We start from the raw sequence: 26,239 nt of genomic DNA on the forward strand, positions 1-26,239 counted from the left end.
TGTGCTGCGTCCGGGGCTCAGGCGCCGGGATGTTCCACCACCGCCTCGGCCCGACCGAGGCGGATGACGCCGAGCACCAGCGCGCAGCCAATGCCGATCACCACGCCGCCGGCGACCTGCGGCAGGGTGAGCGGTTCGTCGAGCAGCAGCGTGCCGATGGTCACGGCGACCCCGGTGACGCCGAACTCCACGCTGATGGCGCGGGTGGGGCCGATGGAGGCGATCAGCTGGTAGAAGATCACATAGGTGATGGCGCTCATCAGCACGCCGGCGACGAGCAGCGAGGCGACATCCAGCAGCCCCGGCATGCCCGGCAGCGGCACAAAGGCGATCAGCGGCAGGATGAGCACCCCGCCGAAGAAGAACGCGCCGATGGTGATCTCCCATGAGCCGGTCTTCGCCAGCCGCCGTCCGGCATAGACGCTGCCAAAGGCGGCGGAGAGGGTGGAGCCGAGCGTCGCGGCGCAGCCGATGATGAACGATGTCGTCACCGGCTGGGCGGGAAAGCCCACCAGCAGCACAATTCCCGCGGCGCCGAGCCCGATGCCGACCAGCCCGCTGAGCCGAAACCGCTCGACCCCCCACGCCGCCGCGATCAGCATGGTGAACAGCGGGATGGTGGCGACGAGGATCGCCGACATGGCGGTGCCGATCCGTGGCAGGCCATAGGATATCAGCCCGAGCTGCAGGGCGACGGTGGCGAGGCCCACCACGAACAGCGGAAACGGGCCGCAGGAGAAATCCAGCTTCCGCCCGGAGGCGCGGGCGGCGAGGTAGAGCGTGCCGGCCGCGAAGAAGGAGCGGAACGCCACCGAGCCGGCCCAGCCGAAGGCGTGGATATTGTGGTCCATGACCACGAAGGACGATCCCCAGACGAGCGCCAGGAACAGGTAGGAAGCCAGGTCTCTCGGACTCATTACGCGCACACCGCTCGCCAAGCGAGGCGGCTCGCATGGCCGGATCGCGCGCGGAAACTAGTTGCTCGCAGGCGGCTGTCAATTGGCGCAAAAAAGAGATAAGGGAAGCGGCATGAAATCAGTCGATTCCTTCAAAGACCGCCAGAAGAATGCCGCCGAAGCCCGCGCCCGGCTGGTGTCCCGCCTTGCCGAACGCCCGAGCCCGGACGACCCGGCGATGATTGCCCGCGCGGCCGAGCGCAAGGCCGCTGCCGAGGCGCGGCAGGCGGCGCAGGTGGCGAAGGCCGCGGAGAAGGCCGCCCGCAAGGAGGCCGAGGCCGAAGCCGCGCGCCTCGCCGCCGAGGCTGCCGCTGCTGACGCGGCCGCTGCCGCGGAAGCCGAGATCGCGGCCAAGGCGGCCGCCATCGAGGAGGCCGCCGCTGCCGCCGCCGCCGCCAAGGCCCGCCGCGACGAGCGCTACGCCGCCCGCAAGCAGCGCGTCGGCCGCCGCTGAGGCCGTTCAGCCGGCCGCACGCTGGCCGGCGAACTGCCCGCCATAGCCGCGCTGGGGCACACCCAGCGTCTGCTCCAATATCAGCTGGCACACCTTCATCCCCGCCCGCAGGCGGATGGGGCGCGGCCCGAGATTGATGATCTCGAGCTGGATCTGCCCGGTCGAGCCGGCGTGGATGGTCGGTGCGGTGAGGTGGACGATGAGGCCGATGCGGGCGAGCGAGCTCTTGCCCTCCACCCGCGCCGCCAGCCGCGCCCCCGGGCGCAGGTCCACCCGCTCCAGCGTCCAGCCCAGCACCAGCCGGCCGGGATCGAGCACGAAGCCTTCCGTGCCGATGTCGATGTCGCCCGCCATGCGGGTGATCGCCTCGCGGAAGCTGTAGCCCGGCCCGGCGGGGTCGATGACCGGGTCTTCCCCCGGCGCAGGGTCGCGATACAGGGTGAGCCGGGCGTCGAGCCGCAGGTCGACGCCGTTCGGCGCGTAGAATTCCGGCGGCGGCGGCGGCTCGATCAGCACCGAGCCTTCGGCCATGGCGTCGAGAATGTCGCGGTCGGTCAGGATCACGGGCAAAGCTCTCGAAAAGAGGTCTCTCGAAAAGAGGTCTCGCAAGACGGGCGGCTTCCCGCAGTGCGGGAGTGCTAACATGGCCTCACCCCCCGGCAAATGCCATGCCCGATGCGGCTCCCCGGCCGCCGCTCGGCCGATTGCGTGGCGGCACAAGGCGATTTGCACCGCATCGCAATAAAGAGCTTGAGCGCGGGCGCGCGCCGCCACAAGTTGGGCGCCCCGATCCAACCCCTGCTGTGGAGTTACCCACTAATGACCGACCGCCCGAAGCTTCTCGGCATTTCCGGCAGCCTGCGCTCCGGCGCCTATTCCACCGCCGTGCTGGAAGCGCTGAAAGCCGCGCTCGCCCCGACGGCGGACCTCACCGTGCTGACGCTGAACGACGTGCCGCTCTACAATCAGGACGAGGACGGCGCCACCCAGCCGGCCGGCGCTGCGGCGCTGCGGGCGGCGATCGCGGCGGCGGACGGGGTGATCTTCGCCTCGCCGGAATATAATTACGGCCCCTCGGGCGCGATGAAGAACGCGGTGGACTGGGGTTCGCGCCCCTATGCCAAGGGCGCGCTGCTCGGCAAGCCGGTGCTGGTGCTCACCTCCTCGCCCGGCTCCACCGGCGGCATCCGCGCCCAGGCCTCGCTGCGCGAATCGCTGAGCGCGGCGGGCGCGCGCATCGTCGCCTATCCGCACCTCGCCATTCCCAATGTCGGCGACAAGATTGCCGACGGCGCCTTCACCGACGAGAAGACGGTGAAGTTCCTCACCGGTGGCGTCGAGGCGCTGATCAAGGAAATCCACCTGCTGGCGGCGCACGCCAAGGGCTGAGGCGGAGCGGCTCTGCCGCTTGCACGCCCTCAGGACCGGGCTTGACCCGGCCACCCAGGCTTTCCGCCATGTGCCGTTGCAAAGGCTGGGTCCCCGGGTCAAGCCCGGGGATGAGGGGGCGTAGAGCCGGGTTTCGGCCGAACGGTTTTCGCTGGGTCCCGGATCGGGGCGGCGCGGTGCGCCGCTCCGGGACACGAAGGTCCCTTCATCCAAGGCGCCTGCGTGCTTCGAGGCCGGCGCAAGCGCCGGCACCTGAGCATGACGGGGGCGGCTTGTGAGCGTCCTCATCCTGAGGTGCGAGCAAAGCGAGCCTCGAAGGATGATGCCCTTGGGGTCGCGCTGTGGCGCGACCGGATGTGGCCGAAGAGCCTCCCCAGGGTCCCGGATCGACGCGGCGCGCTGTGCCGCTGGTCCGGAATCCCGACTGTGCTCAGTCCACCGCGATCATCACGTCGGAGGCCTTGACCACGGCATAGGCCTTGCCGCCCTCCTTCAGCCCCAGCTCGTCCACCGCCTCATTGGTGATGGAGGAGGTGAGTACCTGCCCGCCGCCAATGTCGATGCGCACATGCGAGGTGGTGGCGCCCTTGGTGACCTTGACCACGGTGCCGGGGACGACGTTGCGTGCGCTGAGCTTCATGGGGTGTTCTCCTGGATCGAAGCGGGTGGGGAAGGGGGCGCGTCGAGCACGCGGACCTCGATCCGCGCGACATCGAACATCTGCCGCGCGCCGCGCCGGTCTCCCGGCACGACGAGGCGCGGCGCACGGGTGGTGGCGAGCGGCTCGCCCTCACGCGTATGGGCGAGAAGAATGGGCGCATCGCCGAGATCGGGCGCCAGATCCGCCGCTGCCAGCACCAGCCTGTAGCCATCGCCCGCCGTGATGACGATGACGCTGCGCAGCAGGGCGCGGTGGGAATCGGTATCGACCATGCCCCGCGCGGCGAGCAGGTCCCACAGGCGCGGGCCGGTGAAGCGCGCCCGCTCCGGCCCCTTGGCGGTGGCGTAGGTGACGGTGAGCGTTTCCGCCGGCAGCGCGCGCAGGGCCGCGAGCGATAGCGTCTCCTCCTTGCCGGCGCCGGCCAGCGCCACCGGATCGGCCGCGTTGGCGGGCGAGGCGCCGAGCAGCAGCAGAACAAGGCCGAGACGGAGGGGGCGTGGGAACATGGCGGAACCGGATATGATATATTCGTATGGATATAGCAGGGTGCGGGCGGACGCAATCGCGGGTGGGCTTGACCCGGCCAGCCAGACGTTCCGCGGGTGGCGTTGGGAAAGGCTGGGTCCCCTGGTCAAGCCCGGGGATGAGGGGGCGTGGAGCCTGGTTTCGGCCGAAGAGCTTTCTCTTGCGCCCGGAACGGCGCGCCGCTGGTCCGGGACACGAAGGTCCCTTCATCCAAGGCGCCTGCGTGCTTCGAGGCCGGCGCAAGCGCCGGCACCTCAGCATGACGGGGCCTGTGGATGACGAGCCACGTCATCCTGAGGTGCGAGCGAAGCGAGCCTCGAAGGATGTTGAGCCCGGGGGGCGCGCGTGCGCCGCTGGTCCGGACTTTAGCCAGAAAGCCTTCGCTGGGACCCGGAACGGCGCGGCGCGGCACGCTGTGCCGCTGGTCCCAGATACAGCCATGGATATCGTAATTCCTAAACTAGGAAATTAATCCTTGACAGCGTCGCGCTGGCGGGGTAGCTTTCCCTCATGCTCCACAACTGCGTCGGAAGCGGCGGGGGTGAAACCTCAAGGCCCCGCGCAGTGTGCAGTTTCAGCCGGCCTTCGGGCCGGCTTTTTCGTTTCCGTTCCCGAGCGGCGGAGGTGGCATGTCGGTTCCCGGGCGGTCCGTTTCGCCGGAAGCGCTGGAAGAGGCGCGCCGGCTCTATGAACGCACGAATGTGCCGGTGCAGCAGGTGGCGGATCTGCTCGGCATCTCCAAATCCACCTTCAATCTCCGCCGCCAGCGCTGGGGCTGGACGCCGCGCATGGCGCGCATTCCCGGCGGGCCCGCGCCGCTCGCCGAGCTGACCCCGCAAGACCCGCGCTCGCAAGACCCGCGCTCGCAAGACCCGCTTGCCGACGACCCGCCAGCCGCCGGCCCGCCTCCTGTCACCGGGGCGGCGGGCGCTGCGGCGTCGGCGGAAGCCGCGCCGGCCTCGCGCGGCGAACTGATCAACCGGCTGGTGCGGCGGATCGAGCGCGAGATCGCCGCGCTGGAGCGGCTGGTCGCGCTGGCCGGCCTCGCCGTCGCGGCGCGGCCGGAGGCGAGCCAGGCCGACAGCGAACGCGCCGCGCGCACGCTGGCCATTCTCGTGCGCTCGCTGCGCGAACTCGCGGCACTGGACAGAGAACAGCCCGACGGGAGCGACGATGACGCCGACCGCGACGCCGACGCCTTCCGACGCGAGCTTGGCCGCACGCTTGAGCGCGTGCTGGCGAGCGGGGAAGCTGCCTGAGGCGCTGGAAGCGCTCGACGCGCCGACCCTCGACTGGCTGCGCCATCACTGGCCGCTGATCGGCCGGCCCTCGCAGCGCCCGCCCGACACGGCGCAGGGCGGCGGCGATTGGCTGACCTGGCTGATGCTGGGCGGGCGCGGCGCCGGCAAGACACGGGCGGGCGCGGAATGGGTGCGCGCCCTCGTGCATGGCGGGGCCGGGCCGAAGGCGGGGCGGCTCGCTCTGGTGGCGGAAAGCCATGCCGATCTGCGCGATGTGATGGTGGAGGGTGTCTCCGGCCTCCTCGCCATCCATCCGCGCCAGGAGCGCCCGAGCTGGGAGCCGACGCGCCGGCGCCTCGTCTGGCCGAACGGGGCGGTGGCGCAGGGCTTTTCCGCCGACGATCCCGAGAGTTTGCGCGGGCCGCAATTCGACGCCGCCTGGTGCGACGAGCTGGCGAAATGGCGCTACGCCCAGGCCGCGTTCGACATGCTGCAATTCGGCCTGCGGTTGGGAGAGCGGCCGCGCCAGATGGTGACGACCACCCCGCGCCCCACCGCGCTGATCCGCGCCCTGCTCGCCGATCCGCGCACGGCGGTGACGCGCATGGGGACAGCGGAAAACGCCGCGCATCTGGCGCCGCGCTTTCTCGACACCGTGGTCGGCCGCTATGCCGGCACGCGGCTCGGCCGGCAGGAACTCGGCGGCGAACTGATCGAGGACCGGCCGGACGCGCTGTGGAACCGCGCAGGCCTGGAGGCGGGACGGCTGGAGGCGGCGCCGGCGCTGGCCCGTCCGATGGAGCGCATCGTGGTGGCGGTGGACCCGCCCGCCTCCTCGGGCAAGCGGGCGGATGCCTGCGGCATTCTCGCGGCGGGGATCGACGCGGCGGGTGTCGTGCATGTGCTGGCGGATGAGAGCGCGCAGGGCCTCTCGCCCAATGGCTGGGGCGGGCGCGCCATCGGCCTGTTCCACAGGCTGGAGGCCGACCGGGTGGTGGTGGAGGTGAACCAGGGCGGGGAGATGGTGAAGACCATCCTCGCCGGCATCGACCCCACCGTGCCGGTCGCCGAGGTGCGGGCGACGCGGGGAAAATGGCTGCGCGCCGAGCCGGTGGCCGCGCTCTACGAGCAGGGACGGGTGCGCCATGTCGGCCCGTTCCCGGCGCTGGAAGACGAGATGTGCGATTTCGGCCCGGACGGCCTCTCGAACGGCCGCTCGCCCGACCGGCTCGACGCGCTGGTCTGGGCGATCACCGCGCTGGCGCTCGGCCCGCGCGCCACGGCGCCGCGGGTGCGGCGGGTGTGAGCGGTCGGCGTGCCGGCCTGCGCGAAACTGAACCGATGACCGGAGCCCTTTGATGAAGCTCTTTCCCTTCCCGCTCGGCCGCCGGGCGGCGGCGCCCGAGGCGAAAGCCTCGCGCACCCAGGCGCTGGTGGCGCTGCTCGCCGGCCACCGGCCGCAATGGACGCCGCGCGACTATGGCGCGCTCGCCCGCGAGGGCTATCAGCGTAACGCCATCGCCTATCGCTGCGTGCGGCTGATCGCGCAGGGGGTGGGCGAGCTGCGCCCGCTATTGAGCGAGGACGGGCGCGAGAGCGCGAGCCATCCGCTGCTCGACCTGCTGGCGCAGCCGAATGCGCGCCTTGCCGGGCCGGGGCTGATGGAGGCGCTCGCTGCGCATCTGCTGCTGGCCGGCAATGCCTATGTCGAGGCGGTGAGCCTCGGCGGCGCGCCGCGCGAACTCCATGTGCTGCGCCCGGACCGCATGCGCGTGGTGCCCGGTCCGGATGGCTGGGCGCAGGCCTATGACTATACGGCCGGCGGGCGCTCCGTGCGCTTCGTGCAGGAGGGCGTGCCGCCGCCGATCCTGCATGTGGCGCTGTTCAACCCGCTCGACGACCATTACGGCGCCCCGCCGCTGGAGGCGGCGCAGATGGCGCTCGACCTGCACAACGCCGCCGGCGCCTGGAACAAGGCGCTGCTCGACAATGCCGCGCGCCCCTCCGGCGCGCTGATCTATGGCGGGGCGGGCAATCTCTCCGACGAGCAGTTCGACCGGCTGAAGGAGGAGCTGGAGGCGAATTTCGCCGGCAGCGGCAATGCCGGGCGGCCGCTGCTGCTGGAAGGCGGGCTCGACTGGCGCCCGCTCTCGCTCTCGCCGCACGACATGGATTTCCTGGAGGCGAAGAACGCCGCCGCGCGCGAGATCGCGCTCGCCTTCGGCGTGCCGCCCATGCTGCTCGGCGTTCCCGGCGATGCCACCTATGCCAATTACGCCGAGGCCAGCCGGGTGCTGTGGCGCCAGACCATCCTGCCGCTCGGCCGCCGTCTGCTGCACGAGCTCAGCCTCTGGCTCGGCCCCGCCTATGGGCCGGGCCGGCTGGTGCTGGAGCCGGACCTCGATGCCATCGAGGTGCTGCATGGCGAGCGCGAGGCGCTGTGGCGCCGAGTGAACGAGGCGAGCTTCCTCACCGACGACGAAAAGCGCCAGGCGGTCGGCTACGGGGTGCGGGAGTGAGGGGCCTGCGTGGCTCAATGCCGGCGCGGCGCGCCGGCACCTCAGCATGACGGGCCTTGGAACGGGACAACGTCATGCTGAGGTGCGCGCGAAGCGCGCCTCGAAGGATGGACCGCCTCGCACGACGCTGTCCCTCAGGACCCGGCTGATCCGACCATCCAGGCTTTCAGCCTCGCCGTGACGCAAACGCTGGGTCCCCGGGTCAAGCCCGGGGATGAGGGGGCGCGCGGGGTCGATTTCCGATGGCGCGCGGCGTTTTAGCGCGCGAGCCCGGCCCTCTGGCCGCAGACCCGCGCGGGGCGCACACGTCACGAGGAGCCCGCCCATGCAGCCGCTCATCACCGCTTTCGCCGCCAAGGCCGACATCGCCCATCTCGCTTTGCTGATGTGGGCGCTGGGGGCTTCGGCGCTGGCCGCCATCGCGCTGCGCGAATTGAGCCGCGCGGTGCGCCGGTTCGATGATTTCGTGCGCGAGATCGCGCGCTTCAACGCCCAGTTCGGAGACGAGACATGAGTTCGACCCCGCGCATCCGGGCCTTCCTGCCCGGCCGCTTCACCGGGCTCGGCCCGCTTCTGCCGGCGCCGGACCGGGCCGGGCAGGCGCCACAGGTGTTTCGCCAGTTCGGCCGCACGCTCGGCCGACTGGAACGCACGGCCACGACCCGCCGGCCGGGCACGGGGGAGGGGGCATGAGCCTCGACGCCTGCGCCTTCCCCCCGCGCGAGACCAAGGCCGGGGCCGCGCCCTTTGCCGGCGCGCTCGCCGGCATCGCGCCCGATGGCCGCTTCGAGGGCTATGCGGCGCTGTTCGGCCGGGTCGATCTCGGCCGCGACCTGATCCTGCCCGGCGCCTTTGCCCACTCGCTGGCCGAGCGCGGCGCCGGCGGGGTGCGGCTGCTTTTCCAGCACGATCCGGCCGAGCCCATCGGCACCTGGCTCGGTCTCCACGAGGATTCGGTCGGGCTTTATGTGAAAGGCCAGCTCACCCTCGATGTTGCCCGCGCCCGCGAGGTGCTGGCGCTGATGCGCGCCGGGGCCATTGACGGGCTGTCCATCGGCTTCCGCGCGGTGGAGGGCCGCACCGACCCGCGCACAAGGGTCCGCCGGCTCTCGCGCATCGATCTGTGGGAGGTGTCGGTCGTCACCTTTCCGATGCAGCCGGATGCGCGCATCGCGGCGGTGAAGTGGGCCGGCGACACGCGGGCCGGAGCTTGTCTTGCGAGCGCGATCCGCCGCGGCGCCCGCCGCCTGCGCGCCTTGCCCGGACTACGGCCGGCGGTTTGAGGCCCTGCGCGGCTCAATGCCGGCGCGGCGCGCCGGCATCTCAGCAGGACGGGCGGTGGCATCACGAGCGCCGTCATCCTGAGGTGCGCGCGAAGCGCGCCTCGAAGGATGTCGCCCGCAGAGTGTCTCCCCCTCAGGGCCAGGCCTGACCCGGCCACCCAGACTTTTGGCCGCCGCGCCGAAGGGACAGCTGGGTCCCCGGGTCAAGCCCGGGGATGAGGAAGGGGGAGGGCCCCTGGATTGGCGCTGCGCGAGGCGGCGGCACCTCAGCATGACGGCGCCGCTCAAAGACCCTCATGGCCGGGCTTGACCCGGCCACCCAGACTTTGGTCGCCGTGCCGCCGGGACAGCTGGGTCCCCGGGTCAAGCCCGGGGATGAGGAAGGGGGAGGGCCCCCCGGATCGGCGCCGCGCATGACGCGGCTTGTCCGGTGCACGGGGTTGTGGCGCCACGTTCCTCCGCCGTCATCCCGGACGGTCCGCAGCACCGATCCGGCATCGCGCATTCCGTCTCACCATCCCGGCTTTCCGGCGGCGCCGGCGGCCGGGATGACCTCACTTCTTGCAAACAGGACATCAACCCCATGCAGCCGAGTGCCATCGCCCCCGAATGCAAGTCCGCCGGCCCGGAAGTCTCGGCCGCCTTCGAGGAGTTCATGAGCGCGTTCGAGGCGTTCAAGGATGCCAACGACCAGCGGCTCGGCGCGCTGGAGCGGCGCGGCGGCGATGTCGTCGCCGACGACAAGGTGGCGCGCATCAATGCCGCGCTCGACGCGCAGAAGGCGCTGATCGACGAACTGGTGCTGAAAGCCCGCCGGCCCCTGCTGGGTGGCGGCGATCCCGTCAGCGACCTCGCCGCACGCGAGCACAAGGCGGCGTTCGACGCCTATGTCCGCACCGGCGAGGCGGCGGGGCTGAAGCGGCTGGAGGCCAAGGCGCTCTCGGCCGGGGTGGGGGCGGATGGCGGCTACACCGTGCCGAACGAGACCGAGCGCGAGATCGGCCGCCGGCTCACGGCGCTCTCGCCGATCCGCGCCCTTGCCGATGTGCGGGTGATCTCGGCCGGCACCTACAAGAAGCCGTTCATGACCTCCGGCCCGGCGGTGGGCTGGGTGGCGGAAACCGGCGCGCGCGGCCAGACCGCCAGCCCGGTGCTGGACGAGATCGCCTTTCCCGCCATGGAGCTCTACGCCATGCCGGCGGCGACGCAGACGCTGCTCGACGATTCGGCGGTGAATATCGACGAATGGCTCGCCATCGAGGTGGAGGCCGCTTTCGCGAGCCAGGAAGGCACGGCCTTTGTGACCGGCGATGGGGTGGGCAAGCCGAAGGGCTTCCTCGCCTATGACACGGTGGCGGAAAGCGCCTGGGCGTGGGGCAAGCTCGGCTTCCTCGCCACCGGCGCCGCCGGCGATTTCCCCGCCGCCAGCCCCTCCGACCCGCTGGTCGATCTCGTCTATGCCGTGAAGGCCGGCTACCGGCAGAATGGCAGCTTCCTGATGAGCCGGCGCACGCAGGGCGCGGTGCGCAAGCTCAAAGACGAGAACGGCCAGTATCTGTGGGCGCCGCCCAGCGCGCCGGGCACCCCGCCGAGCCTGATGGGCTTTCCCGTCCACGAGGCGGAGGAGATGCCGGGCATCGGGGCGAACAGCCTCTCCATCGCCTTCGGTGATTTCCGTCGCGGCTATCTCGTGGTCGACCGCGCCGGGGTGCGGGTGCTGCGCGACCCCTATTCCGCCAAGCCCTATGTGCTGTTCTACACCACCAAGCGTGTCGGCGGCGGGGTGCAGGATTTCGACGCCATCAAGCTCTTGAAATTCGCCGCCTGAGGCGCCGGCCCCCGTGACGCAAAAAAGAGGCGCCCCGGTGAGGGGCGCCCCAGAAGACGGTCAGGTCTCGAAAGGTCCGTTCGGCTCACTTGGTCGAGCGGTCACTTGGTCGAGCGGTCACTTGGTCGAGCGGGCATTCGCCTCGACGGCCTGGTTGATATAGGCGTCGGAGGTGCCGGGCACGGTCACGGTGGCGTTGCGGCCTTCCACGACCGGCTGCGCGGTCTGGCTCTGCACCTGCGGGGCCGGGTGGGTGCCATAGATGGTGGCGTCACGGCCGGCGGCCTGGGCGCCCACGGCGCCGAGGGTGGCGAAGGCAACAGCGGCGATGAGGATCTTGTTCATGGTCGATACTCCTTGAAAGGCGGCCGGCGCGCGCTCACCTGGGGGCGCCGGCCTTGGGGGGAAGCGGGAGATCAGTTGGTCGAGCGGGCGTTCGCCTCGACCGCCTGCTTGATGTAGGCGTCGGAGGTGGCGGGCACCGCGACCGCGGCGTTGCGGCCCTCGACGACCGGGGCGGCGGCTTCCGCCTGCACCGAAGCGGCGCGCTCATAGGTGGTGGCGTCGCGGCCATCGGCAGCCTGGGCGGCAACCGAACCGAAGGTGGCGAGGGCGACGGCGGCGATGAGGATCTTGTTCATTTTGGTCTTCTCCGAAGTGTGGGTGGGCGGCCCGTGTCGGCCGCGCCGTTCATGAGGAGAAGCTAGTTCCGGCATCGGCGCATGGCCAGTTGCGATAAGGCGCCGATAGGATTGCGCCAATGCAATAACAACTGCGTGTTTGGCTCTGGCGGAGGCGCGCGGGCGTGCCTAAGAGCGCAATCGATAAGATCGCGCGCGCTTTAAAAGCGGGCTGAGAGCGGCACTGCACGCGCGCCCGTCACGATTGCACGCGCCGCTTCTGGCCGCTACAGGGCAGGACCACTTGCGGAGCCGCCTTTGACACGTCTTCTGTTCGTGTGCAGCCGCAACAGGCTGCGCAGCCCGACCGCCGAGCAGGTCTTCGCCGGGCGGGAGGGCCTTGAGGTCGCGTCCGCCGGCACCAATCGCGATGCCGACACCCCCGTGACGGCCGACCTCGTCGCCTGGGCCGACATCGTCTTCGTGATGGAGAAGGCGCAGCGGGAAAAACTGCAGGCGCGCTACCGCGCCGCGCTCAAGGACAAGCGTCTGGTGTGCCTCGACATACCGGACCGCTTCGCCTTCATGGACCCGGCGCTGGTGGCGCTGCTGGAGCGCAAGGTGAGGCCGTTCCTGCGCTGAGCTGTCGTCGCCCTAGCGCCCTATCCCCCGCAGCGTGGCCTCGATCCAGGCGCGCTGCGGGCCGATGAGCGTGGCGCCGGTGACGCCGCCGCAGCCGCGCGCCCCGCCCGCCGCCGTCGACCAGCCGATGATGCCGGCGACCACGCCGTCGATCAGCACCGGGCCGCCGCTGTCGCCGGTGCAGCCGCCCTTGGCGGCGCCATCGGACAGGCGGACCATAATGCCGCCGGTCGTGCCGATGCTCGGCAGGGTGACGGCGCGCAGCGTGCCGGCACTCTTGCCGTCGCCGTCCTTGGTCACGCCATAGCCAGCGACGGTGAAGGCGGTGCGCTTGGGCGGCAGCGCCACCTCGCTGGTGAGCGCGGCGGGGCGGAAGGTGGCGGGGAGCGTCTCGGCCAGCCGCACCAGAGCCAGGTCCGGTGTCGGGCGGCGCGTTTCGAACGAGTTCGGATCGAAGGACGGATGCACCGCCTTGCGGTCGATCGGGATGAGGCGCGGCGTGCCGGCCTCGAACACCACCACCGCATAGTCCGCCGCCGGCTCGACGCAATGGGCGGCGGTGAGCAGCACATTTGGCCCCAGCACCACACCGGTGCAGGTGGCGCCGCGCGTCGACACGATCATCGCCGTCTCCGCCGCCAGCGCCGGTTCCGCCGGCCCGCCGCCGACAATGGCGCGGGCGGGGGTGGCGAGCGCGAGGGTGGCGAGGACGGCGGAGAGGAGGAGGCGCATCGGCTCGTTCCAGACAAGGGCGCGCCGTTGTGGCGGTGCCCGGCCGCAACGTCAATCGGGAACCCCTTCACACAGAGAGGCACCATGCCCGCGATCCTTCTCGCCGGGCCCACCGTCGAGCCGCTGACGCTCGCCGAGGCCAAGACCTATCTGCGCGTCGACCATGGCGCCGAGGACGCGCTGATCGCCTCGCTCATCACCGCCGCGCGGGCGACCGTCGAGGCGCTGACGCGCCGCGTGCTGATCGAGCAGAGCTGGCGGATCGTGCGCGATGCCTGGCCCGCTTCCGGCCTCATCCCGGTGCCGGCGAACCCGCTGCGGACGCTCACCGCCGCCCGCCTCGCCGCCGCCGATGGCGCGGAGACCGCGCTGCCGCTCGACGCCTTCACCCTCGACACGGCGCGGTTGCCGGGGCTGATCCGGGTTGCGCGGGGGGGCGTGCCCAACCCGATGCGTCCGCTCGCCGGCATCGCGCTCGACATCACCGCCGGCCATGGGCCGAACGCGGACCATGTGCCCTCGCCGCTGGTGGAGGCGGTGCGGGTGGTTCTTGCCCATTTCTACGAGCACCGCGATGTCGCGGGGGCCGGCGCGGCCTTTCCCGCCCGGCTCGACGCGCTGGTGGCGCCGTTCCGGGTGGCGCGGCTATGAGCGGCATGGGGGCTTTGAGGCACCGGCTGGTGCAGGAAACGCCGGTGGAGATGCCGGACGGCATGGGCGGCGTCACCCGCAGCTTCCTCGCGGTCGACAGCCTGTGGGGGGCGATCGCGACACGGGGCGCGGCGGCGGACATTGCCGACCGGCCCGGCGCGGTCCTTGCCCACACCATCACCCTGCGCGCGCCCGCCACCGTGCAGCCGGGCGATCGGCTGCGGCTCGGCGCCCGGCGCTTCCTCGTCGAGGCGGTGAGCGACCCGGATGGGCGCGGGCGCTTTCTCATCTGCGACTGCCGGGAGGAGACGCCATGAAATTCGCAACCCGCCTGCGCGGGCTGGAGGCGCTGCGCCGTCGGCTGGCGCAGCTGGCGCCGCGCCGGTTTGACGGGAGGCGGCGATGAGCGCCACCAGCGCGCCGGCGGTGGCGCTGCGCCGGGCAATCCACGCCGCGCTCGCCACCGACGCGGCGCTGACCGCCGCGCTCGGCGAAGGGCGCATCCACGACCTGCCGCCGGCGAGCCCGGCCTTTCCCTATGTGACGCTGGGCGAGGCGCAGGTGAGCGACTGGTCCACCGCCACCGAGGCGGGGGCCGAGCACCGGCTGAGCCTCATATGCTGGTCGCGCCAGGGCGGACATGCCGAGGCGCACCAGCTGGCGCATCTGGTGCAGCAGGCGCTGCACGACGGGCCGCTCGGCCTCGACGGGCACCGGCTCGTCAATCTGCGGTTCACCTCGGCGGAAATCCGCCGCGAGCCGGGCGGGCGCACCTATCGCGCCCTGCTGCGCTTCCGCGCAGTGACCGAGCCAGCGTGACGGACGGCGCCGGCAGCATTTGTATGCAAGTGATTCTGCCGACTCAGGAATCCGCGTGGGGTTGAATCGGAATGTGAGAGGGCGGGCGATCCGGGCGCCGGCCCAGCCGCGCGCGATGCCTGAAGCCGATTGTCGTTTTCGCAAAGCCGCGAAGAAAACCGCGCAAGCGATTCCGCCGACTCAGGAATCCGCCTGAAGTTGATTCAGAACATGAAGCCACTTGGCGGCGTTTGCGGATTCGACGTGTGAAGTCGTCGCGACCTCATCCGGTGTCCCGCGTGGGAGTGACTGTAATTCCCAAGGGTTAACCATCTCTGAATACCGTCAAGCACACGGTATCGCAAGCAAAGGAGCGGCCGATGGCGGCACAGAAGGGCAAGGACCTTCTTCTGAAGATCCATGACGGCACGGCCTTCGTCACCGTGGCGGGGCTGCGGTCGCGGCAGATCGCCTTCAATGCCGAGGCGGTGGACGTCACCCATGCCGAGAGCGCCGGGCGCTGGCGCGAGCTGCTCGCCGGGGCCGGGGTGAAGCGGGCCTCGGTGGCGGGCTCCGGCGTGTTCAAGGACGGCGCGTCGGATGCGCTGATCCGCCAGAGCTTCTTCGACGGCACGTTGCGCAACGCGCAGATCGTGGTGCCGGATTTCGGCACGCTGGCCGGGCCGTTCCAGATCACCAGCCTGGAATTCGCCGGCGAGCACGACCGCGAGGTGACGTTCGACATCGCGCTGGAAAGCGCGGGGGAGATCACCTTCGCCGCGCTGTGAGGGGGCGCGGTGAGGCGCACGCGCGGTGAGGAACATGCCGCGCCCTCAGGACCGGGCTTGACCCGGCCACCCAGACCTCGACCGACGCCGGGGCGGCCGGCTGGGTCCCCGGGTCAAGCCCGGGGATGAGGGGTTTCGAGGCGCTTTCAGAAACAGGCGGCCAGAAGCGCGGCGGCCACGAGCAGGCGGCGCTGTGAGAGGCGTTCCCCATCTCCCTCAGGACCGGGCTTGACCCGGCCACCCAGTATATCGCCGGGCGAGCGGCGGGGAGGCTGGTCCCCGGGTCAAGCCCGGGGATGAGGGGTTTCGAGGCGCTTTCAGAAACAGGCGGCCAGAAGCGCGGCGGGGCGCTCATTTTTTTTCAGACCGTCATCCTGAGGTGCCCGGCCGTGGCCGGGCCTCGAAGGATGGTTGCCCCGGCGCGTCTATGAACCATCCGTCAAAGCGTGCTGCGCGCGCCCCTCAGGATGACGGCGATCTCATGTGGGAGGAAGCAGGCCATGGCCAATCGCCACCGCGGCGAGATTTCCGCCGAACTCGACGGGCGCCGGCGCACGCTGGTGCTGACCCTGGGCGCGCTGGCGGAGCTTGAGGACGCGTTCGGCGCCGAGGATCTGGTGGCGCTCACCGGGCGCTTCGCACAGGGGCGGCTCGCGGCGCGCGACGCCATCCGCCTCATCGCCGCCGGGCTGCGCGGGGCAGGGGAGACCGTCACCGAGGCGGAGGTGGCGCGCATGACCACGCCGGGCGGGGCGGCCGGCTTCGCGCGGCTCGTCGGCGCGCTGATCGCCGCCACGTTCGGCGGGGAAGAGGTGGGCGAGGGCGCGGCCCACCCTTTGCCCGATCCTCCGGAGGCGGCGGGATAGGCGGGCCGGCGCAGCTTGGCGGGGAGGGTGTCCCGCCCTTTCCCGGGGAGGGCGCTCCGCCCTTCCCCTGGGAGGAGGCGATGGCCTTCGGCTTTGGCCGGCTGCGCCTGTCGTCACATGCCTTCTGGCGCCTCACCCCGCGCGAACTCGCCGCCGCGCTGCGCGCTTTTGCCGGGCCGGGGCGGGCGCCGCTCGACCGCGCCGGCCTCGCCGCGCTGATGGCACGGTTCCCGGACTGAGGGGCGCCGTCTCGCCGCGCGGACCCTCATCCCCGGGCTTGAGGGAGCGAGGAGGCGCTTGGCGCCGCGCCTCCGCTGATCCGGGACACGGAACCATTTCATTCAGGAGGGCAGGATGGCTGCGGAGGATAGCGAGGCGTTCGACGAGGGGCTGACGATCGATATCCGCGCCGACACCAGCGCCTTCCAGCGCGAGATTGCCGAAGCGGAGCGGCTGGCGCGCGGCTTCGGCCGGGCGGTGGGCGATGCGCTCACCGGCGCCACCTTGAAGGGCCGCGAGGCCGACGACGTGCTGCGCACGCTGGCGGGGCGGCTGTCTTCGTTGGCGCTGGATATCGCGTTCAAGCCGCTGGAGCAGGGCGTTTCCGGCCTGCTGCAAGGGGCGCTCGGCGGCGCGCTCGGTGGGCTGTCCGGCTTCGCAAAGGGCGCGGCGTTCGACAAGGGCCGCGTCACCCCCTTCGCCCGTGGCGGGGTGGTGGCGGCGCCGACCTATTTCCCCATGGCCGGCAACCAGCTCGGCCTGATGGGCGAGCGCGGGGCGGAGGCGATCCTGCCACTGGCGCGCGGGGCCGATGGCCGGCTCGGCGTCGCCGCGCAGGGCGGGGGACGCGCCACGCAGGTGACGGTGAATGTCGCCACGCCCGACGCGAGCGCCTTCCGCCGCTCCGACGCCTATCTCGCCGGCCTCATCGCCCGCGCCGTGGCGCGCGGGGAAAGGAGCCTGTAGATGCCCGGCTTTCACGAGACGCTGTTTCCGCTCGACATCGCGCTCGGCGCGGCGGGCGGGCCGGAGCGGGCGACGGAGATCGTCACCACCCTCACCGGCCGCGAGGAGCGGAACACGCGGCTCGCCCATTCCCGCCGGCGCTGGGATGCCGGCTATGGCGTCACCTCGCTGGCGCAGCTTTCAAGCGTCGTGGCCTTCTTCGAGGAGCGGCGCGGGCGGCTGTTCGGCTTTCGCTGGCGCGACCGGCTCGACCATGCCTCCGGCGCGCCGGGGGCGGCGGTGACGCCGCTCGACCAGGTGCTGGGCAGCGGCACCGGGGCGCGGGCGCAGTTTCCGCTCGTGAAGACCTATGGCGGCGCGCACGCGCCCTACCAGCGCCCCATCGCCAAGCCGGTGGCGGCCTCGGTCCGGGTGGCGGTGAACGGGGCGGAGCGGGTGGCGGGCACGCATTTCAGCCTCGACGCGGCGACCGGGCTCGTCAGCTTCCTGCCCGGCCATGTGCCGGCGCTGGGGGCCAATGTCACCGCCGGCTTCCTGTTCGACGTGCCGGTGCGCTTCGACACCGACTTTCTCGAAGTGAACCTCTCCGCCTTCGAGGCGGGGGCGATCCCGCGCATTCCCATTCTGGAGATACGGCCGTGAGGGACCTCCCAGAAGGCCTCGCCGCGTCGCTCGCGGGCGGGGTGACGACGCTGGCGCGCTGCTGGCGCATCACCCGCCGCGACGGCGTGGTGATCGCGCTCACCGAGCATGACGCGGACCTTGCCGTCGACGGCACGCTGTTCCACGCCGCCGCCGGCGTTTCCGGCAGCGAGGACGCGGCGGCGCAGGGCTTCGCGGTGGGCGGCGGCGAGATGGCGGCGGCGCTGACCTCGGAACTGATCGACGACGCCGATCTCGACGCCGGGCGCTATGACGGGGCGGGGATCGAGCTGATCCTCGCCGACTGGTCGGCGCCGGCGAACTTTCTGCTGCTGCGCCGGGCGCATCTGGGCGAAGTGCGGCGCAGCGAGGGAAGCTTCACCGCCGAGTTGCGCGGCCTCTCATCCGCGCTGAATGTGGTGGGCGGACGGCTGTTCACCGCCGGCTGCGACGCCGATCTCGGCGATGGCCGCTGCCGGATCGCGCTGGCCGCGCCGGCGTTCACCGGCCATGGCACGGTGGGCGCGGCGGAGGCGCCGGGGCTGATCGTTGCGGAAGGTCTCGGCGCCTATGCGGCGGGCTGGTTCACGCAGGGGCGGCTCATTGTGATCAGCGGCGCCAACGAAGGCTTCGCCACCGAGGTGAAGGCGCACACGGTGAGTGCCGGCGCGGTGCGGCTGGAACTGTGGCAGCGCCCGCCGGCCATGCTGGCGCCCGGGGATGCGTTCACCGTCACCGCCGGCTGCGACAAGAGCTTCGCCACCTGCCGCGACCGCTTCGCCAACACGCTGAATTTCCGTGGCTTTCCGCACATGCCGGGCAATGACGCGGTGCTGCGCGTCGCCACGCCGGGGAGGCCGTGATGGACGAGGGGGATGTGCGCGCGCAGGTGATTGCCGAGGCGCGGGAATGGATCGGCACGCCCTATCTGCACCGCGCCTCGCTGAAAGGTGAGGGCGCGGACTGCCTCGGCCTCATTCGCGGCGTGTGGCGGGCCGTGCTGGGGCCGGAGCCGCAGGACCTGCCGGCCTATGCCCCGGACTGGGCCGAGGCGACCAAGGTGGAACAGATGGCGCAGGCGGCGGGCCGCCACATGCGGGCCGTGGAAGTGGAGGCGATCGCCCCCGGCGATGTGCTGCTGTTCCGCTGGCGCGACGGTTTTCCCGCCAAGCACGCGGCGCTGCTGGTGACGCCCGAGCGCATGGTGCACGCCCATGACGGCGCGGCGGTGGCGGAAGTGTTCCTCGCCCCCTGGTGGCGCCGCCGCCTCGCCTTCGCCTTCGCCTTTCCCGGCGCGTGAGGGCTGGGGCCTGCATCTCGTGGCCGGGATTGACCCCGGCCACCCAGACGTTCCCGGCCTAGCAGCGGAAACACTGGGTCCCCGGGTCAAGCCCGGGGATGAGGGCGCGCGAAGGGGGCTGCGTCATCCCGGACGGTCGCAGGCCGATCCGGGATCGTGGTCCGGTCTCGCTCTCGCCCTTCGCGGCGATCCCGGCGCTCGCTGCGCTCGGCCGGGATGACGACTTCCACGGGTAATGCGCCATTCCAGCCATCGGAGCACACATGGCCACACTCATTCTCGGCGCGCTGGGCGGGACGATTGGCGGGGCGCTGTTCGGGCCGGTGGGGGCGCTGGCGGGGCGGGCGCTGGGCGCGCTTGGCGGCTCCGCCATCGACAGCCTGGTGCTGAACCCCGGCCAGCGCACGGAAGGCCCGCGCCTCGCCGAGTTCGGCACCATGACCTCCACCGAAGGCGCGGCGCTGCCCCGGCTCTACGGACGGGCGCGGCTGTCCGGTCAGGTGATCTGGGCGGCGCCGGTGCAGGAGGTGGTGTCCACCCAGACGCAGGCTTCCGGCGGCAAGGGCGGGATCACGGGTGGCGCCAGCACCACGACCTACAGCTATTTCGGCAGCTTCGCTGTCGGCCTGTGCGAGGGCCCGGTGACGCGGATCGGCCGCATCTGGGCCGATGGAAGGCTGCTCGACACCCGCGCGCTGAATGTGCGGCTGCATCGCGGCGGCGAGGACCAGCTGCCCGATCCGCTGATCGAGGCGCGCGTGCCGGCGGCGCCGGCCTATCGCGGCCTCGCCTATCTCGTCTTCGAGCGCCTGCCGCTCGCCCGCTTCGGCAACCGGCTGCCGCAGATCTCCGTCGAGGTGGAACGGGCGGTGGGGGCGCTGGAGAATGCGGTGCGGGCGGTGACGCTGATCCCCGGCGCCACCGAGTTCGGCTATGAGCCGCGCGAGGTGCTGCGGGTGGACAGGCCGGGCGTCTACCAGCTGGAAAACCGGCATGTGAGCACCCATGCCAGCGATATTGCCGCGAGCCTCGACCAGCTGCTCGCCGCCTGCCCGAATCTCGAACGGGTGGCGCTGGTCGTCACCTGGTTCGGCACCGATCTGCGCGCCGGCCAGTGCCAGATCCGCCCGGCGGTGGAGCGGCGCAACAAGCCGACGCAGATCGGGATCTTCCCCCTCAGCTGGCAGGTGGCGGGGCAGACGCGCAGCACGGCGGCGCTGGTGAGCCCGTTTGACGGCAAGCCGGCCTATGGCGGCACGCCCTCCGATTCCAGCGTGATCGCCGCGCTTCAGGCGCTGAAGGCGCGCGGGCTCAAGGTGACGCTGAACCCGTTTGTGATGATGGACATTCCCGCCGGCAACACATTGCCCGACCCCTATGCGCCGGGCGCGATGCAGCCGGCGCATCCCTGGCGCGGGCGCCTCACCTGCCACCCCGCGCCCGGTGTGGCCGGCTCGCCCGATGGCACGGCGGCGGCGGGGGCGCAGGTGGCGGCGCTGTTCGGCACCGCCATCGCCGGGCATTTCGGCGCTACCTCCGGCCAGGTCACCTATGCCGGCCCGGCGGAATGGACGCTGCGCCGCATGGTGCTGCACTACGCCAAGCTGGCGCAGATCGCCGGCGGGGTGGAGGCGATCCTCATCGGTTCGGAAATGGCGGCGCTGACCCGCGTGCGCGCCGCGCCGGGCGTCTACCCCGCCGCGGGCGCCTTCGCCGCGCTGGCCGGCGAGGTGCGGGCGATGCTGGGGCCGGGCACGCAGATCGGTTACGCCGCCGACTGGACGGAATATGGCGCGCATGTGCGCGACGGCGGGGCGGAGGTGCGCTTTCCCCTCGATCCGCTCTGGGCCTCCCCTGCGCTCGATTTCATCGGCATCGACTGGTATCCGCCGCTGGCCGACTGGCGCGAGGGCGACGCCCATCTCGACGCCGAGGCGTATGAGAGCGGGCATGACCGCGCCTATCTCGCCGGCAACCTCACGGGCGGCGAAGCCTTCGACTGGTATTACCCGGATGAGGCCGCCCGCGCCGCGCAGGCGCGCGCCCCGATCACCGATGGCGCCTATGGCGAGGCGTGGGTGTTTCGCCAGAAGGACCTCGCCGGCTGGTGGAGCCACGCGCATCACGAGCGCGTCGGCGGCGTGCGGCAGGCGAGCCCGACGGCATGGCTGCCGGGTTCGAAACCCGTGCGCCTGACCGAGATCGGTTGCCCGGCGGTGGACAAGGGCGCCAACCGGCCAAGCGCCTTTCCCGATCCGAAATCGACCGAGGGCGGGCTGCCGCCCTTTTCCACCGGCGCGCGTGACGACCTGATCCAGCGCCGACATCTGGAGGTGAGTCTTGCCGGCTTTTCCGGCTCCACGGCGCTGAACCCGCCGGCCCCGGCGCTGCCGGGCGGGCGGATGATCCACCCGGCGGCGATCCATCTCTGGACCTGGGACGCGCGGCCCTTTCCGATGTTTCCCAACGCCACAAGCGTGTGGGCGGACGGTGCCAACTGGCAGACCGGGCATTGGCTCACCGGCCGGCTCGGCGCCGCGCCGCTGGCCGAACTGACGCAGGTGCTGGCGGCGGATTTCGGCGTGCCGGACCTTACGACCGGCGAGCTGCGCGGCATCATTGATGGCTATGTCGTCGACCGGCCGATGACGGCGCGGGCGGCGCTGGAGCCGCTGGCCCGGGCCTTCGCCTTCGACCTCGTCGAGCGCGGCGGCGCCCTCGCGCTTGCCCCGCGCGGCGGGCGGGTGCGCGCGGTGCTGACCGATGACGACATCGCTACCGGCGAGGGCATCGCCGCCCCGTCGCTGGTGCGGGCGGCGGAGGGCGAATTGCCGCTCTCGGCCACGCTCGGCTTCATCGACGGCACGAATGACTACCGCCGCGCCACCGCCGTCTCGCGCCGTCTGGCCGGCGCGGCCCGGGCGGAAACCGGCATGGACATCGCCATGGTGGCCGATTCCGGCCTTGCCGCCAGCCTCGCCGACCAATGGCTGCAGGATGCGTGGGCGGGGCGCGACACGGCGAGCCTGACGCTGCCGCCCTCGCAGCTCGCGCTGGAACCGGGCGACCTGCTGCGGCTGGAACGTGACGGGCGGGCGCGGCTGTTGGAGATCGTCTCCATCGAGGACCGGGGCACCCGTCTCGTCGAGGCGCGCAGCATCGACCCCGCCGTGTTCGCCCTCGCGGTGCGCGAGGGGCGGGCGGGGGAGGTCGACCTGCCGGGCGGCGAGGGGCCGGCATTGGTGCATCTCATCAGCGTGCCACTGACGGGTAGCGAGGGTGCGCCGGTGCTGGCCTGGCTCGGCGCCTTCGTCACGCCGTGGCCGGGCAGCCTCACCGTCTGGCGGGCGGTGGATGGCGGCAGCTTCGCGCCGGTGGCGACACTTTCGGCGGCGGCGGTGACTGGGGAAACGCTGGAAGCGCTGCCCGCCGGCCCGCTCTGGCGCTGGCAGCGGGCAAGCCTCGAGGTCGAGCTCGATGGCGGGCTGGTGGCGGGGGCGAGCGCGGAAGCCGTGCTCGGCGGGGCCAATGCGCTGGCGCTGATCGACCCCGCGGGCGCGGTGGAGGTGATCCAGTTCACCGAGGCCGAGCTGATCGGTGCCTCCCGCTGGCGGCTTTCCGGCCTGCTGCGCGGCCAGCTCGGCACCGAGGCGCGGGCGGTCGAGGACTGGCCGGCGGGAACGCGGCTGATGAAGATCGACGCCAATCTGGTGCCGGTCGCGAGCGGGCTCGACATGATCGGCCGCGCCGTCACCTACCGCATCGGCGGGGCCGACCGCGACCATGGCGACGACGCCGTGACGGAGATCGCCGCCACGCTCGGGCCGGAGGCGCTGCGCCCCTTCGCGCCGGTGCAGGCCCGTGCCCGTCGTGGCCCCGCCGGGGTGACGCTGAGCTGGACACGGCGCACGCGGGCGGGCGGCGATTCCTGGGATCTGGTCGAGGTGCCGCTCGGCGAGGCCAGCGAGGCCTATGCGGTGGAGATTCTGAGCGGCGACACGGTGAAGCGCCGCTTCACCGTTTCCGCGCCGGCCGTTCTCTATGCGAGCGCCGACGAGATCGCCGATTTCGGCGCGGCCCAGCCCTTTCTCGATGTCCGCATCGCCCAGCTCTCGGCCGAGGTCGGCGCGGGCGCGGCGCTGACCGCGCGGCTGCGCAGCTGATTTCGTTCTCCCGACAGGAGCCCTTCATGAGCGAGACGACGCCGCTCCTCGCCCTGCCGCTGCTGGCGGCGGCGCAGGCGCAGAAGCATGTGACCCACAACGAGGCGCTGATGCTGCTCGACGCGGCGACGCAGCTCGCCGTGCTCGACCGCACCCGCACCGCCCCGCCGGCCAGCCCGCTGCCCGGCGACCGGCATCTGGTGGCGCCCGGTGCCAGTGGCGCTTTCGCCGGCCATGAGGGTGAGATCGCGCTCTACGATTCCGCCTGGCGCTTCCTCGCCCCGCGTGCGGGCTGGCGCGCCTATGTGGCGGCCGAGGCGCGCAGCCTGCTGTTCGACGGCACCGCCTGGCGCGAGGCGCTGGCGTTCACGGCTTCCGGCGCCACCGCCACCCTGCGCATGGCGGAGGAGGAACTGAACCTCACCGGCGCCTTCGTCGCCTCGACCCTCCTCATTCCCAGCCGCGCGATCGTCCTTGCCGTGGCCAGCCGCACCGTGGCGGCGGTGACGGGGGTCACCGCCTATGAGGTCGGCATAGCGGGCGAAACCGCGAAATTCGGCGGGCTTCTGAGCATCGCCAGCGGGGCCAGCAATATCGGCGTGATCGGCCCGCAGGCCGTCTATGCCGACACGCCGCTGCGCATCACCGCTCTGGGCGGCAGCTTCACCGGCGGGCGGGTGCGCCTCGTCCTGTCCTATCTCGCCTTCACCCTCTGATCTCCGGGAGCGAACCCATGCCCTATGATTCCGCCAAGGACCCCTGGCATCGCCGCGCGCTTTCGCCCGGCGGGCTCGGCCGCGCCGGCGCGCTGGTGGTGCCGAACGATGCCACCGACCTGCCGCGCTATGCCCGGCTGCGGGTGTTCGTGCCGGCCACGCTGGCGAGCGCGGAGATCCGCATTCTCCCCGTCGATGCGGCCGACGACGCGCCGCTGACCCTGCCGCTGCCGCCCGGCCAGGTGAGCGTGCTGGAATTCCTGGTGCGGCGTGTGCTGGCCACAGGCAGCACGGCCGGCCTCGTCATTCACCGGGTCGATTGAGATGGCGGCCTTCGGCTTCGCCCTCGATCTCGCGCGCCGCGCCAGCAGCCCGCCGGCGCGGCCCTCGCTCGACGCCTTCGCCGGCACGCTCTATGCCGCCTACGGGCTGGCGCGGCTGGTGTCTTCCTATTCCGGGCCCGGCGCGCGGGTGCGGCGTTCCAGCGATGGCGCAGAGGCGGATATCGGCTTCACCTTCCCTGGGGCGCTGGATGTCGCCGGGCTGCTCGCCTTTGTCGGGAGTGCCAGTGCGTTCATCGTCACCTGGTACGATCAGAGCGGCAATGGCCGACACGCGACGCAAAGCGTGACGGCCTCCCAGCCGCGACTGGTCAATGCCGGCGCCGTCGACATCGGTCCCAATGGGCACCCTATCCTCGTCTTCTCCGGAGCGCAGAGCCTCGGCATTGCCGGCGCGGCGGGCTTCGCGCGCAATGCCAGCAATCTCACGGTCGGCGTGGTGGGGATGTCGTCGGCGCCCTCGCTGACCACGGCGTTCTTCACCGCGTCCAGAGGGGGGAACCTCTCCTGGTATCGCGTGGGCCTGCTGCATACGCCGACCCTCAGCGCCGTGAGGCTGGCCGCGTCCGCCAATGACGCCGACAACCCGCCTCTCGCGTCGCGGGCCTACACGACGGGTGCCTGGGCGCGCCTCATCGGCCGGGCACGCTTCCTCGATGGCGCGCTCGACATCGGCGTCAATGGCGGCTCGACCTCCGCAACGCTCGGGACGTCGGTGGCGTCGGCCGACAGCGACAGCCTGGTGCGGATCGGCATCTCGCCCAATTCCGGCGCCCCGCTGGCCGGCCAGATGTCGACATTGGTGCTGTCCCGCAGCGCGCTCGATATCGCGGCCCTCGACGCCGCCCTGCAGGGGATCATGCCATGAGCTATCTGATCTTCGCCTCGGCCACTGAGGCGGCCTCCCGCAGCGCGGCGGCGTGGCACGCGCTCGGTACCCCCGCCGGGGCGACGCAGTTCCTCTGGGCCTGGCAGGAGCACCCGAGCGACGGGCGGGCGGCGCTGATCATTCCGCCGACGCCGCAGGGTGCGCAGATCGACCTGCCGCCGGCGAGCTATGAGGCGCTGCTGACTCCCGAAGAGCACGCGGCGAAAGTGGAGGCGCTGCCCGGCGAGGGCTGGCCTGCCGCGGAAGTGTGAACGCTACTCGGCCGCAGGCGTGAAGCGGTGGCCCAGCGCCTTGGGCGTGGCTGCCGGGGCGGGGGCCGGTGGGCCGAAAAGCGCACCCGCAGGGACGGGACCGGCCTCACCATGCGCCGAGGCACCGGCGGCGGCTTTCACGGCGGCCGTCGCCGTGGGCTTGGTGACGATGGTCGGCCGCGCGGTGATTCGGCGCTTGGCGCTTTCGACCACGCCGGCGATTTTCTCGAATCGCTTCAGCCGGTCGATCTCGGCATTGAGTCGGTCCAGCTCGTCGCCAATGGCGCGGCAGATGGCCCGGTAGCTCTCGGGCGCCAGCCGGTCGCGCATATAGGCCACGCCGCGCTCGGACTCATTGGCCTTCAGCACCACCGGCGCGACCGCCAGCAACGCTTCCGCCTGCACCTGGCCGGAGCTGCGGCGGGCTTCATCGAAAATGCCCCGTAGGTCTTCAACGAGTCGATCTTCTGTTGCCATGCCGTGCGGTGCCCCTTGCCGGTAGCCAGCCATTCTCAAAAAAGGGTCTTGGAATCCGGGTATTTTTGCAACCGTGCCCTGGTAGTGAGATGGTTAACATAGCGTTAATCCCCAGAAATCACCCCTAAAATTTTGCAGTGGAGTCATGCATGACCGCGTCGGGCTTCGACGGGGCGCTGAAACGCGTGCTCGTTCATGAGGATGGCTATGCCGACCACCCCGCCGATCCCGGCGGGGCCACCATGCAGGGCATCACCCAGCGCGTCTATGATGGCTGGCGTCGCCGCCATGACCTGCCCGTGCGCCCCGTGCGGCGCATCGCGCCGGACGAGGTGGCGGCGATCTACCGCAGCCAATATTGGGACGCGGTGCGCGCCGACGACCTGCCGGACGGGCTCGACTATGCGCTGTTCGATGCGGCGGTGAATTCCGGGCCGGCGCAGGCGGCGAAATGGCTGCAGCGCACGCTTGGTGTCACGGCGGACGGTCAGGTGGGTGAGGCGACGCTGGCGGCGCTGGACGGGCGGGCGTCCGCCACGCT

At 71.7% G+C, this 26,239-nt stretch carries 34 protein-coding genes; 26 read left to right on the forward strand and 8 right to left on the reverse strand.

Features of this window, described 5'->3' with window-relative positions; translation table 11 throughout:
* Nucleotides 1-17 precede the first annotated feature (17 nt).
* On the reverse strand, nt 18-917 hold the full coding sequence (locus tag ACP2AH_RS09375) for a DMT family transporter (RefSeq protein ID WP_425105557.1): 900 nt from the start codon (nt 915-917) through the stop codon (nt 18-20).
* Nucleotides 918-1,029: 112 nt separating this feature from the next.
* Here ACP2AH_RS09375 and ACP2AH_RS09380 point away from each other — a divergent pair, with 112 nt between their 5' ends.
* Nucleotides 1,030-1,410 (forward strand): DUF6481 family protein, encoded by a 381-nt coding sequence (locus ACP2AH_RS09380; protein ID WP_425105558.1) that lies wholly within the window; start codon nt 1,030-1,032, stop codon nt 1,408-1,410.
* A gap of 6 nt (nt 1,411-1,416) precedes the next feature.
* Here ACP2AH_RS09380 and dcd read toward each other — a convergent pair whose 3' ends face one another.
* Nucleotides 1,417-1,974 carry a dCTP deaminase gene (gene dcd, locus ACP2AH_RS09385; protein WP_425105559.1) on the reverse strand — a complete coding sequence of 186 codons (558 nt, stop codon included), beginning with the start codon at nt 1,972-1,974 and terminating at the stop codon, nt 1,417-1,419.
* Between the two features lie 255 nt (nt 1,975-2,229).
* On the opposite strand from dcd, the gene ACP2AH_RS09390 reads away from it, so the two are divergent.
* Nucleotides 2,230-2,799 (forward strand): NADPH-dependent FMN reductase, encoded by a 570-nt coding sequence (locus ACP2AH_RS09390; protein ID WP_371345264.1) that lies wholly within the window; start codon nt 2,230-2,232, stop codon nt 2,797-2,799.
* Between the two features lie 430 nt (nt 2,800-3,229).
* Here the strand turns inward: ACP2AH_RS09390 and ACP2AH_RS09395 are convergent, their stop codons facing one another.
* Nucleotides 3,230-3,439, reverse strand: coding sequence for a TOBE domain-containing protein (locus ACP2AH_RS09395; protein WP_244377882.1), 210 nt, complete (start codon nt 3,437-3,439; stop codon nt 3,230-3,232).
* Nucleotides 3,436-3,966, reverse strand: a complete 531-nt coding sequence (locus ACP2AH_RS09400) for a hypothetical protein (protein WP_425105560.1) — start codon at nt 3,964-3,966, stop codon at nt 3,436-3,438. Before ACP2AH_RS09400 ends, ACP2AH_RS09395 begins: the two co-directional genes overlap by 4 nt.
* A 648-nt stretch (nt 3,967-4,614) precedes the next feature.
* Between ACP2AH_RS09400 and ACP2AH_RS09405 the strand changes: the two genes are divergently transcribed.
* The 7 genes from ACP2AH_RS09405 to ACP2AH_RS09435 all read left to right on the forward strand — a co-directional run bounded on the left by ACP2AH_RS09405 (nt 4,615) and on the right by ACP2AH_RS09435 (nt 10,856).
* On the forward strand, nt 4,615-5,244 hold the full coding sequence (locus ACP2AH_RS09405) for a hypothetical protein (RefSeq protein ID WP_425105561.1): 630 nt from the start codon (nt 4,615-4,617) through the stop codon (nt 5,242-5,244).
* A complete protein-coding gene (locus ACP2AH_RS09410; protein ID WP_425105562.1) occupies nt 5,210-6,532 on the forward strand; it encodes a DNA-packaging protein in 1,323 nt (440 codons plus the stop codon). Before ACP2AH_RS09405 ends, ACP2AH_RS09410 begins: the two co-directional genes overlap by 35 nt.
* A 52-nt stretch (nt 6,533-6,584) precedes the next feature.
* Nucleotides 6,585-7,745 (forward strand): phage portal protein, encoded by a 1,161-nt coding sequence (locus ACP2AH_RS09415; protein ID WP_425105563.1) that lies wholly within the window; start codon nt 6,585-6,587, stop codon nt 7,743-7,745.
* A 325-nt stretch (nt 7,746-8,070) separates the two neighbouring features.
* On the forward strand, nt 8,071-8,259 hold the full coding sequence (locus ACP2AH_RS09420; RefSeq protein WP_425105564.1) for a hypothetical protein: 189 nt from the start codon (nt 8,071-8,073) through the stop codon (nt 8,257-8,259).
* On the forward strand, nt 8,256-8,438 hold the full coding sequence (locus ACP2AH_RS09425) for a hypothetical protein (RefSeq protein ID WP_425105565.1): 183 nt from the start codon (nt 8,256-8,258) through the stop codon (nt 8,436-8,438). Before ACP2AH_RS09420 ends, ACP2AH_RS09425 begins: the two co-directional genes overlap by 4 nt.
* On the forward strand, nt 8,435-9,028 hold the full coding sequence (locus ACP2AH_RS09430) for an HK97 family phage prohead protease (RefSeq protein WP_425105566.1): 594 nt from the start codon (nt 8,435-8,437) through the stop codon (nt 9,026-9,028). Before ACP2AH_RS09425 ends, ACP2AH_RS09430 begins: the two co-directional genes overlap by 4 nt.
* A gap of 583 nt (nt 9,029-9,611) precedes the next feature.
* Nucleotides 9,612-10,856 (forward strand): phage major capsid protein, encoded by a 1,245-nt coding sequence (locus tag ACP2AH_RS09435; protein WP_425105567.1) that lies wholly within the window; start codon nt 9,612-9,614, stop codon nt 10,854-10,856.
* A 117-nt stretch (nt 10,857-10,973) separates the two neighbouring features.
* Here the strand turns inward: ACP2AH_RS09435 and ACP2AH_RS09440 are convergent, their stop codons facing one another.
* Both ACP2AH_RS09440 and ACP2AH_RS09445 read right to left on the reverse strand, forming a co-directional pair.
* Nucleotides 10,974-11,201, reverse strand: a complete 228-nt coding sequence (locus ACP2AH_RS09440; RefSeq protein WP_425105568.1) for a hypothetical protein — start codon at nt 11,199-11,201, stop codon at nt 10,974-10,976.
* Nucleotides 11,202-11,272: 71 nt separating this feature from the next.
* Complete coding sequence (locus ACP2AH_RS09445; protein WP_421696963.1) at nt 11,273-11,497, reverse strand: hypothetical protein; 225 nt, start codon at nt 11,495-11,497, stop codon at nt 11,273-11,275.
* Nucleotides 11,498-11,794: 297 nt separating this feature from the next.
* Here ACP2AH_RS09445 and ACP2AH_RS09450 point away from each other — a divergent pair, with 297 nt between their 5' ends.
* Nucleotides 11,795-12,118, forward strand: a complete 324-nt coding sequence (locus tag ACP2AH_RS09450; RefSeq protein ID WP_425105569.1) for a low molecular weight protein tyrosine phosphatase family protein — start codon at nt 11,795-11,797, stop codon at nt 12,116-12,118.
* Nucleotides 12,119-12,130: 12 nt separating this feature from the next.
* On the opposite strand, the gene ACP2AH_RS09455 is transcribed toward ACP2AH_RS09450, so the two are convergent.
* On the reverse strand, nt 12,131-12,850 hold the full coding sequence (locus ACP2AH_RS09455) for a S1 family peptidase (RefSeq protein WP_425105570.1): 720 nt from the start codon (nt 12,848-12,850) through the stop codon (nt 12,131-12,133).
* Nucleotides 12,851-12,934: 84 nt separating this feature from the next.
* Between ACP2AH_RS09455 and ACP2AH_RS09460 the strand changes: the two genes are divergently transcribed.
* From ACP2AH_RS09460 to ACP2AH_RS09530, 15 genes are all read left to right on the forward strand, one after another.
* Complete coding sequence (locus ACP2AH_RS09460) at nt 12,935-13,501, forward strand: head-tail connector protein (RefSeq protein ID WP_425105571.1); 567 nt, start codon at nt 12,935-12,937, stop codon at nt 13,499-13,501.
* Complete coding sequence (locus ACP2AH_RS09465; protein ID WP_425105572.1) at nt 13,498-13,818, forward strand: head-tail adaptor protein; 321 nt, start codon at nt 13,498-13,500, stop codon at nt 13,816-13,818. The genes ACP2AH_RS09460 and ACP2AH_RS09465 overlap by 4 nt, the downstream gene beginning before the upstream one ends.
* Before the next feature lie 85 nt (nt 13,819-13,903).
* On the forward strand, nt 13,904-14,320 hold the full coding sequence (locus ACP2AH_RS09470; RefSeq protein ID WP_425105573.1) for a DUF3168 domain-containing protein: 417 nt from the start codon (nt 13,904-13,906) through the stop codon (nt 14,318-14,320).
* 359 nt (nt 14,321-14,679) lie between these two features.
* Nucleotides 14,680-15,087 (forward strand): phage major tail protein, TP901-1 family, encoded by a 408-nt coding sequence (locus ACP2AH_RS09475; protein ID WP_421696969.1) that lies wholly within the window; start codon nt 14,680-14,682, stop codon nt 15,085-15,087.
* 500 nt (nt 15,088-15,587) lie between these two features.
* Nucleotides 15,588-15,953, forward strand: a complete 366-nt coding sequence (locus ACP2AH_RS09480; protein WP_425105574.1) for a gene transfer agent family protein — start codon at nt 15,588-15,590, stop codon at nt 15,951-15,953.
* On the forward strand, nt 15,950-16,192 hold the full coding sequence (locus ACP2AH_RS09485) for a rcc01693 family protein (RefSeq protein WP_425105586.1): 243 nt from the start codon (nt 15,950-15,952) through the stop codon (nt 16,190-16,192). The genes ACP2AH_RS09480 and ACP2AH_RS09485 overlap by 4 nt, the downstream gene beginning before the upstream one ends.
* A 115-nt stretch (nt 16,193-16,307) precedes the next feature.
* Nucleotides 16,308-16,919, forward strand: coding sequence for a phage tail tape measure protein (locus ACP2AH_RS09490; RefSeq protein ID WP_425105575.1), 612 nt, complete (start codon nt 16,308-16,310; stop codon nt 16,917-16,919).
* A complete protein-coding gene (locus ACP2AH_RS09495; protein ID WP_425105576.1) occupies nt 16,920-17,561 on the forward strand; it encodes a phage distal tail protein, Rcc01695 family in 642 nt (213 codons plus the stop codon).
* A complete protein-coding gene (locus ACP2AH_RS09500; protein ID WP_425105577.1) occupies nt 17,558-18,424 on the forward strand; it encodes a DUF2163 domain-containing protein in 867 nt (288 codons plus the stop codon). The genes ACP2AH_RS09495 and ACP2AH_RS09500 overlap by 4 nt, the downstream gene beginning before the upstream one ends.
* Nucleotides 18,424-18,861, forward strand: coding sequence for an NlpC/P60 family protein (locus ACP2AH_RS09505; protein WP_425105578.1), 438 nt, complete (start codon nt 18,424-18,426; stop codon nt 18,859-18,861). Before ACP2AH_RS09500 ends, ACP2AH_RS09505 begins: the two co-directional genes overlap by 1 nt.
* 263 nt (nt 18,862-19,124) lie before the next feature.
* Nucleotides 19,125-23,024 (forward strand): baseplate multidomain protein megatron, encoded by a 3,900-nt coding sequence (locus ACP2AH_RS09510; protein WP_425105579.1) that lies wholly within the window; start codon nt 19,125-19,127, stop codon nt 23,022-23,024.
* Between the two features lie 26 nt (nt 23,025-23,050).
* Nucleotides 23,051-23,740, forward strand: a complete 690-nt coding sequence (locus ACP2AH_RS09515) for a DUF2793 domain-containing protein (RefSeq protein ID WP_425105580.1) — start codon at nt 23,051-23,053, stop codon at nt 23,738-23,740.
* A gap of 17 nt (nt 23,741-23,757) precedes the next feature.
* Nucleotides 23,758-24,063 (forward strand): spike base protein, RCAP_Rcc01079 family, encoded by a 306-nt coding sequence (locus ACP2AH_RS09520; protein WP_425105581.1) that lies wholly within the window; start codon nt 23,758-23,760, stop codon nt 24,061-24,063.
* Between the two features lies 1 nt (nt 24,064).
* Nucleotides 24,065-24,949, forward strand: a complete 885-nt coding sequence (locus tag ACP2AH_RS09525; RefSeq protein ID WP_425105582.1) for an arabinofuranosidase catalytic domain-containing protein — start codon at nt 24,065-24,067, stop codon at nt 24,947-24,949.
* A complete protein-coding gene (locus ACP2AH_RS09530) occupies nt 24,946-25,221 on the forward strand; it encodes a hypothetical protein (RefSeq protein ID WP_425105583.1) in 276 nt (91 codons plus the stop codon). The genes ACP2AH_RS09525 and ACP2AH_RS09530 overlap by 4 nt, the downstream gene beginning before the upstream one ends.
* A 3-nt stretch (nt 25,222-25,224) precedes the next feature.
* Here ACP2AH_RS09530 and ACP2AH_RS09535 read toward each other — a convergent pair whose 3' ends face one another.
* A complete protein-coding gene (locus ACP2AH_RS09535; RefSeq protein ID WP_425105584.1) occupies nt 25,225-25,698 on the reverse strand; it encodes a hypothetical protein in 474 nt (157 codons plus the stop codon).
* 149 nt (nt 25,699-25,847) lie between these two features.
* Between ACP2AH_RS09535 and ACP2AH_RS09540 the strand changes: the two genes are divergently transcribed.
* Nucleotides 25,848-26,239: glycoside hydrolase family 108 protein (locus ACP2AH_RS09540; protein ID WP_425105585.1), on the forward strand; the 392-nt coding region annotated here is incomplete at its 3' end.

The sequence above is a fragment of the Ancylobacter sp. genome (assembly GCF_965249975.1).
GTDB lineage: Bacteria > Pseudomonadota > Alphaproteobacteria > Rhizobiales > Xanthobacteraceae > Ancylobacter.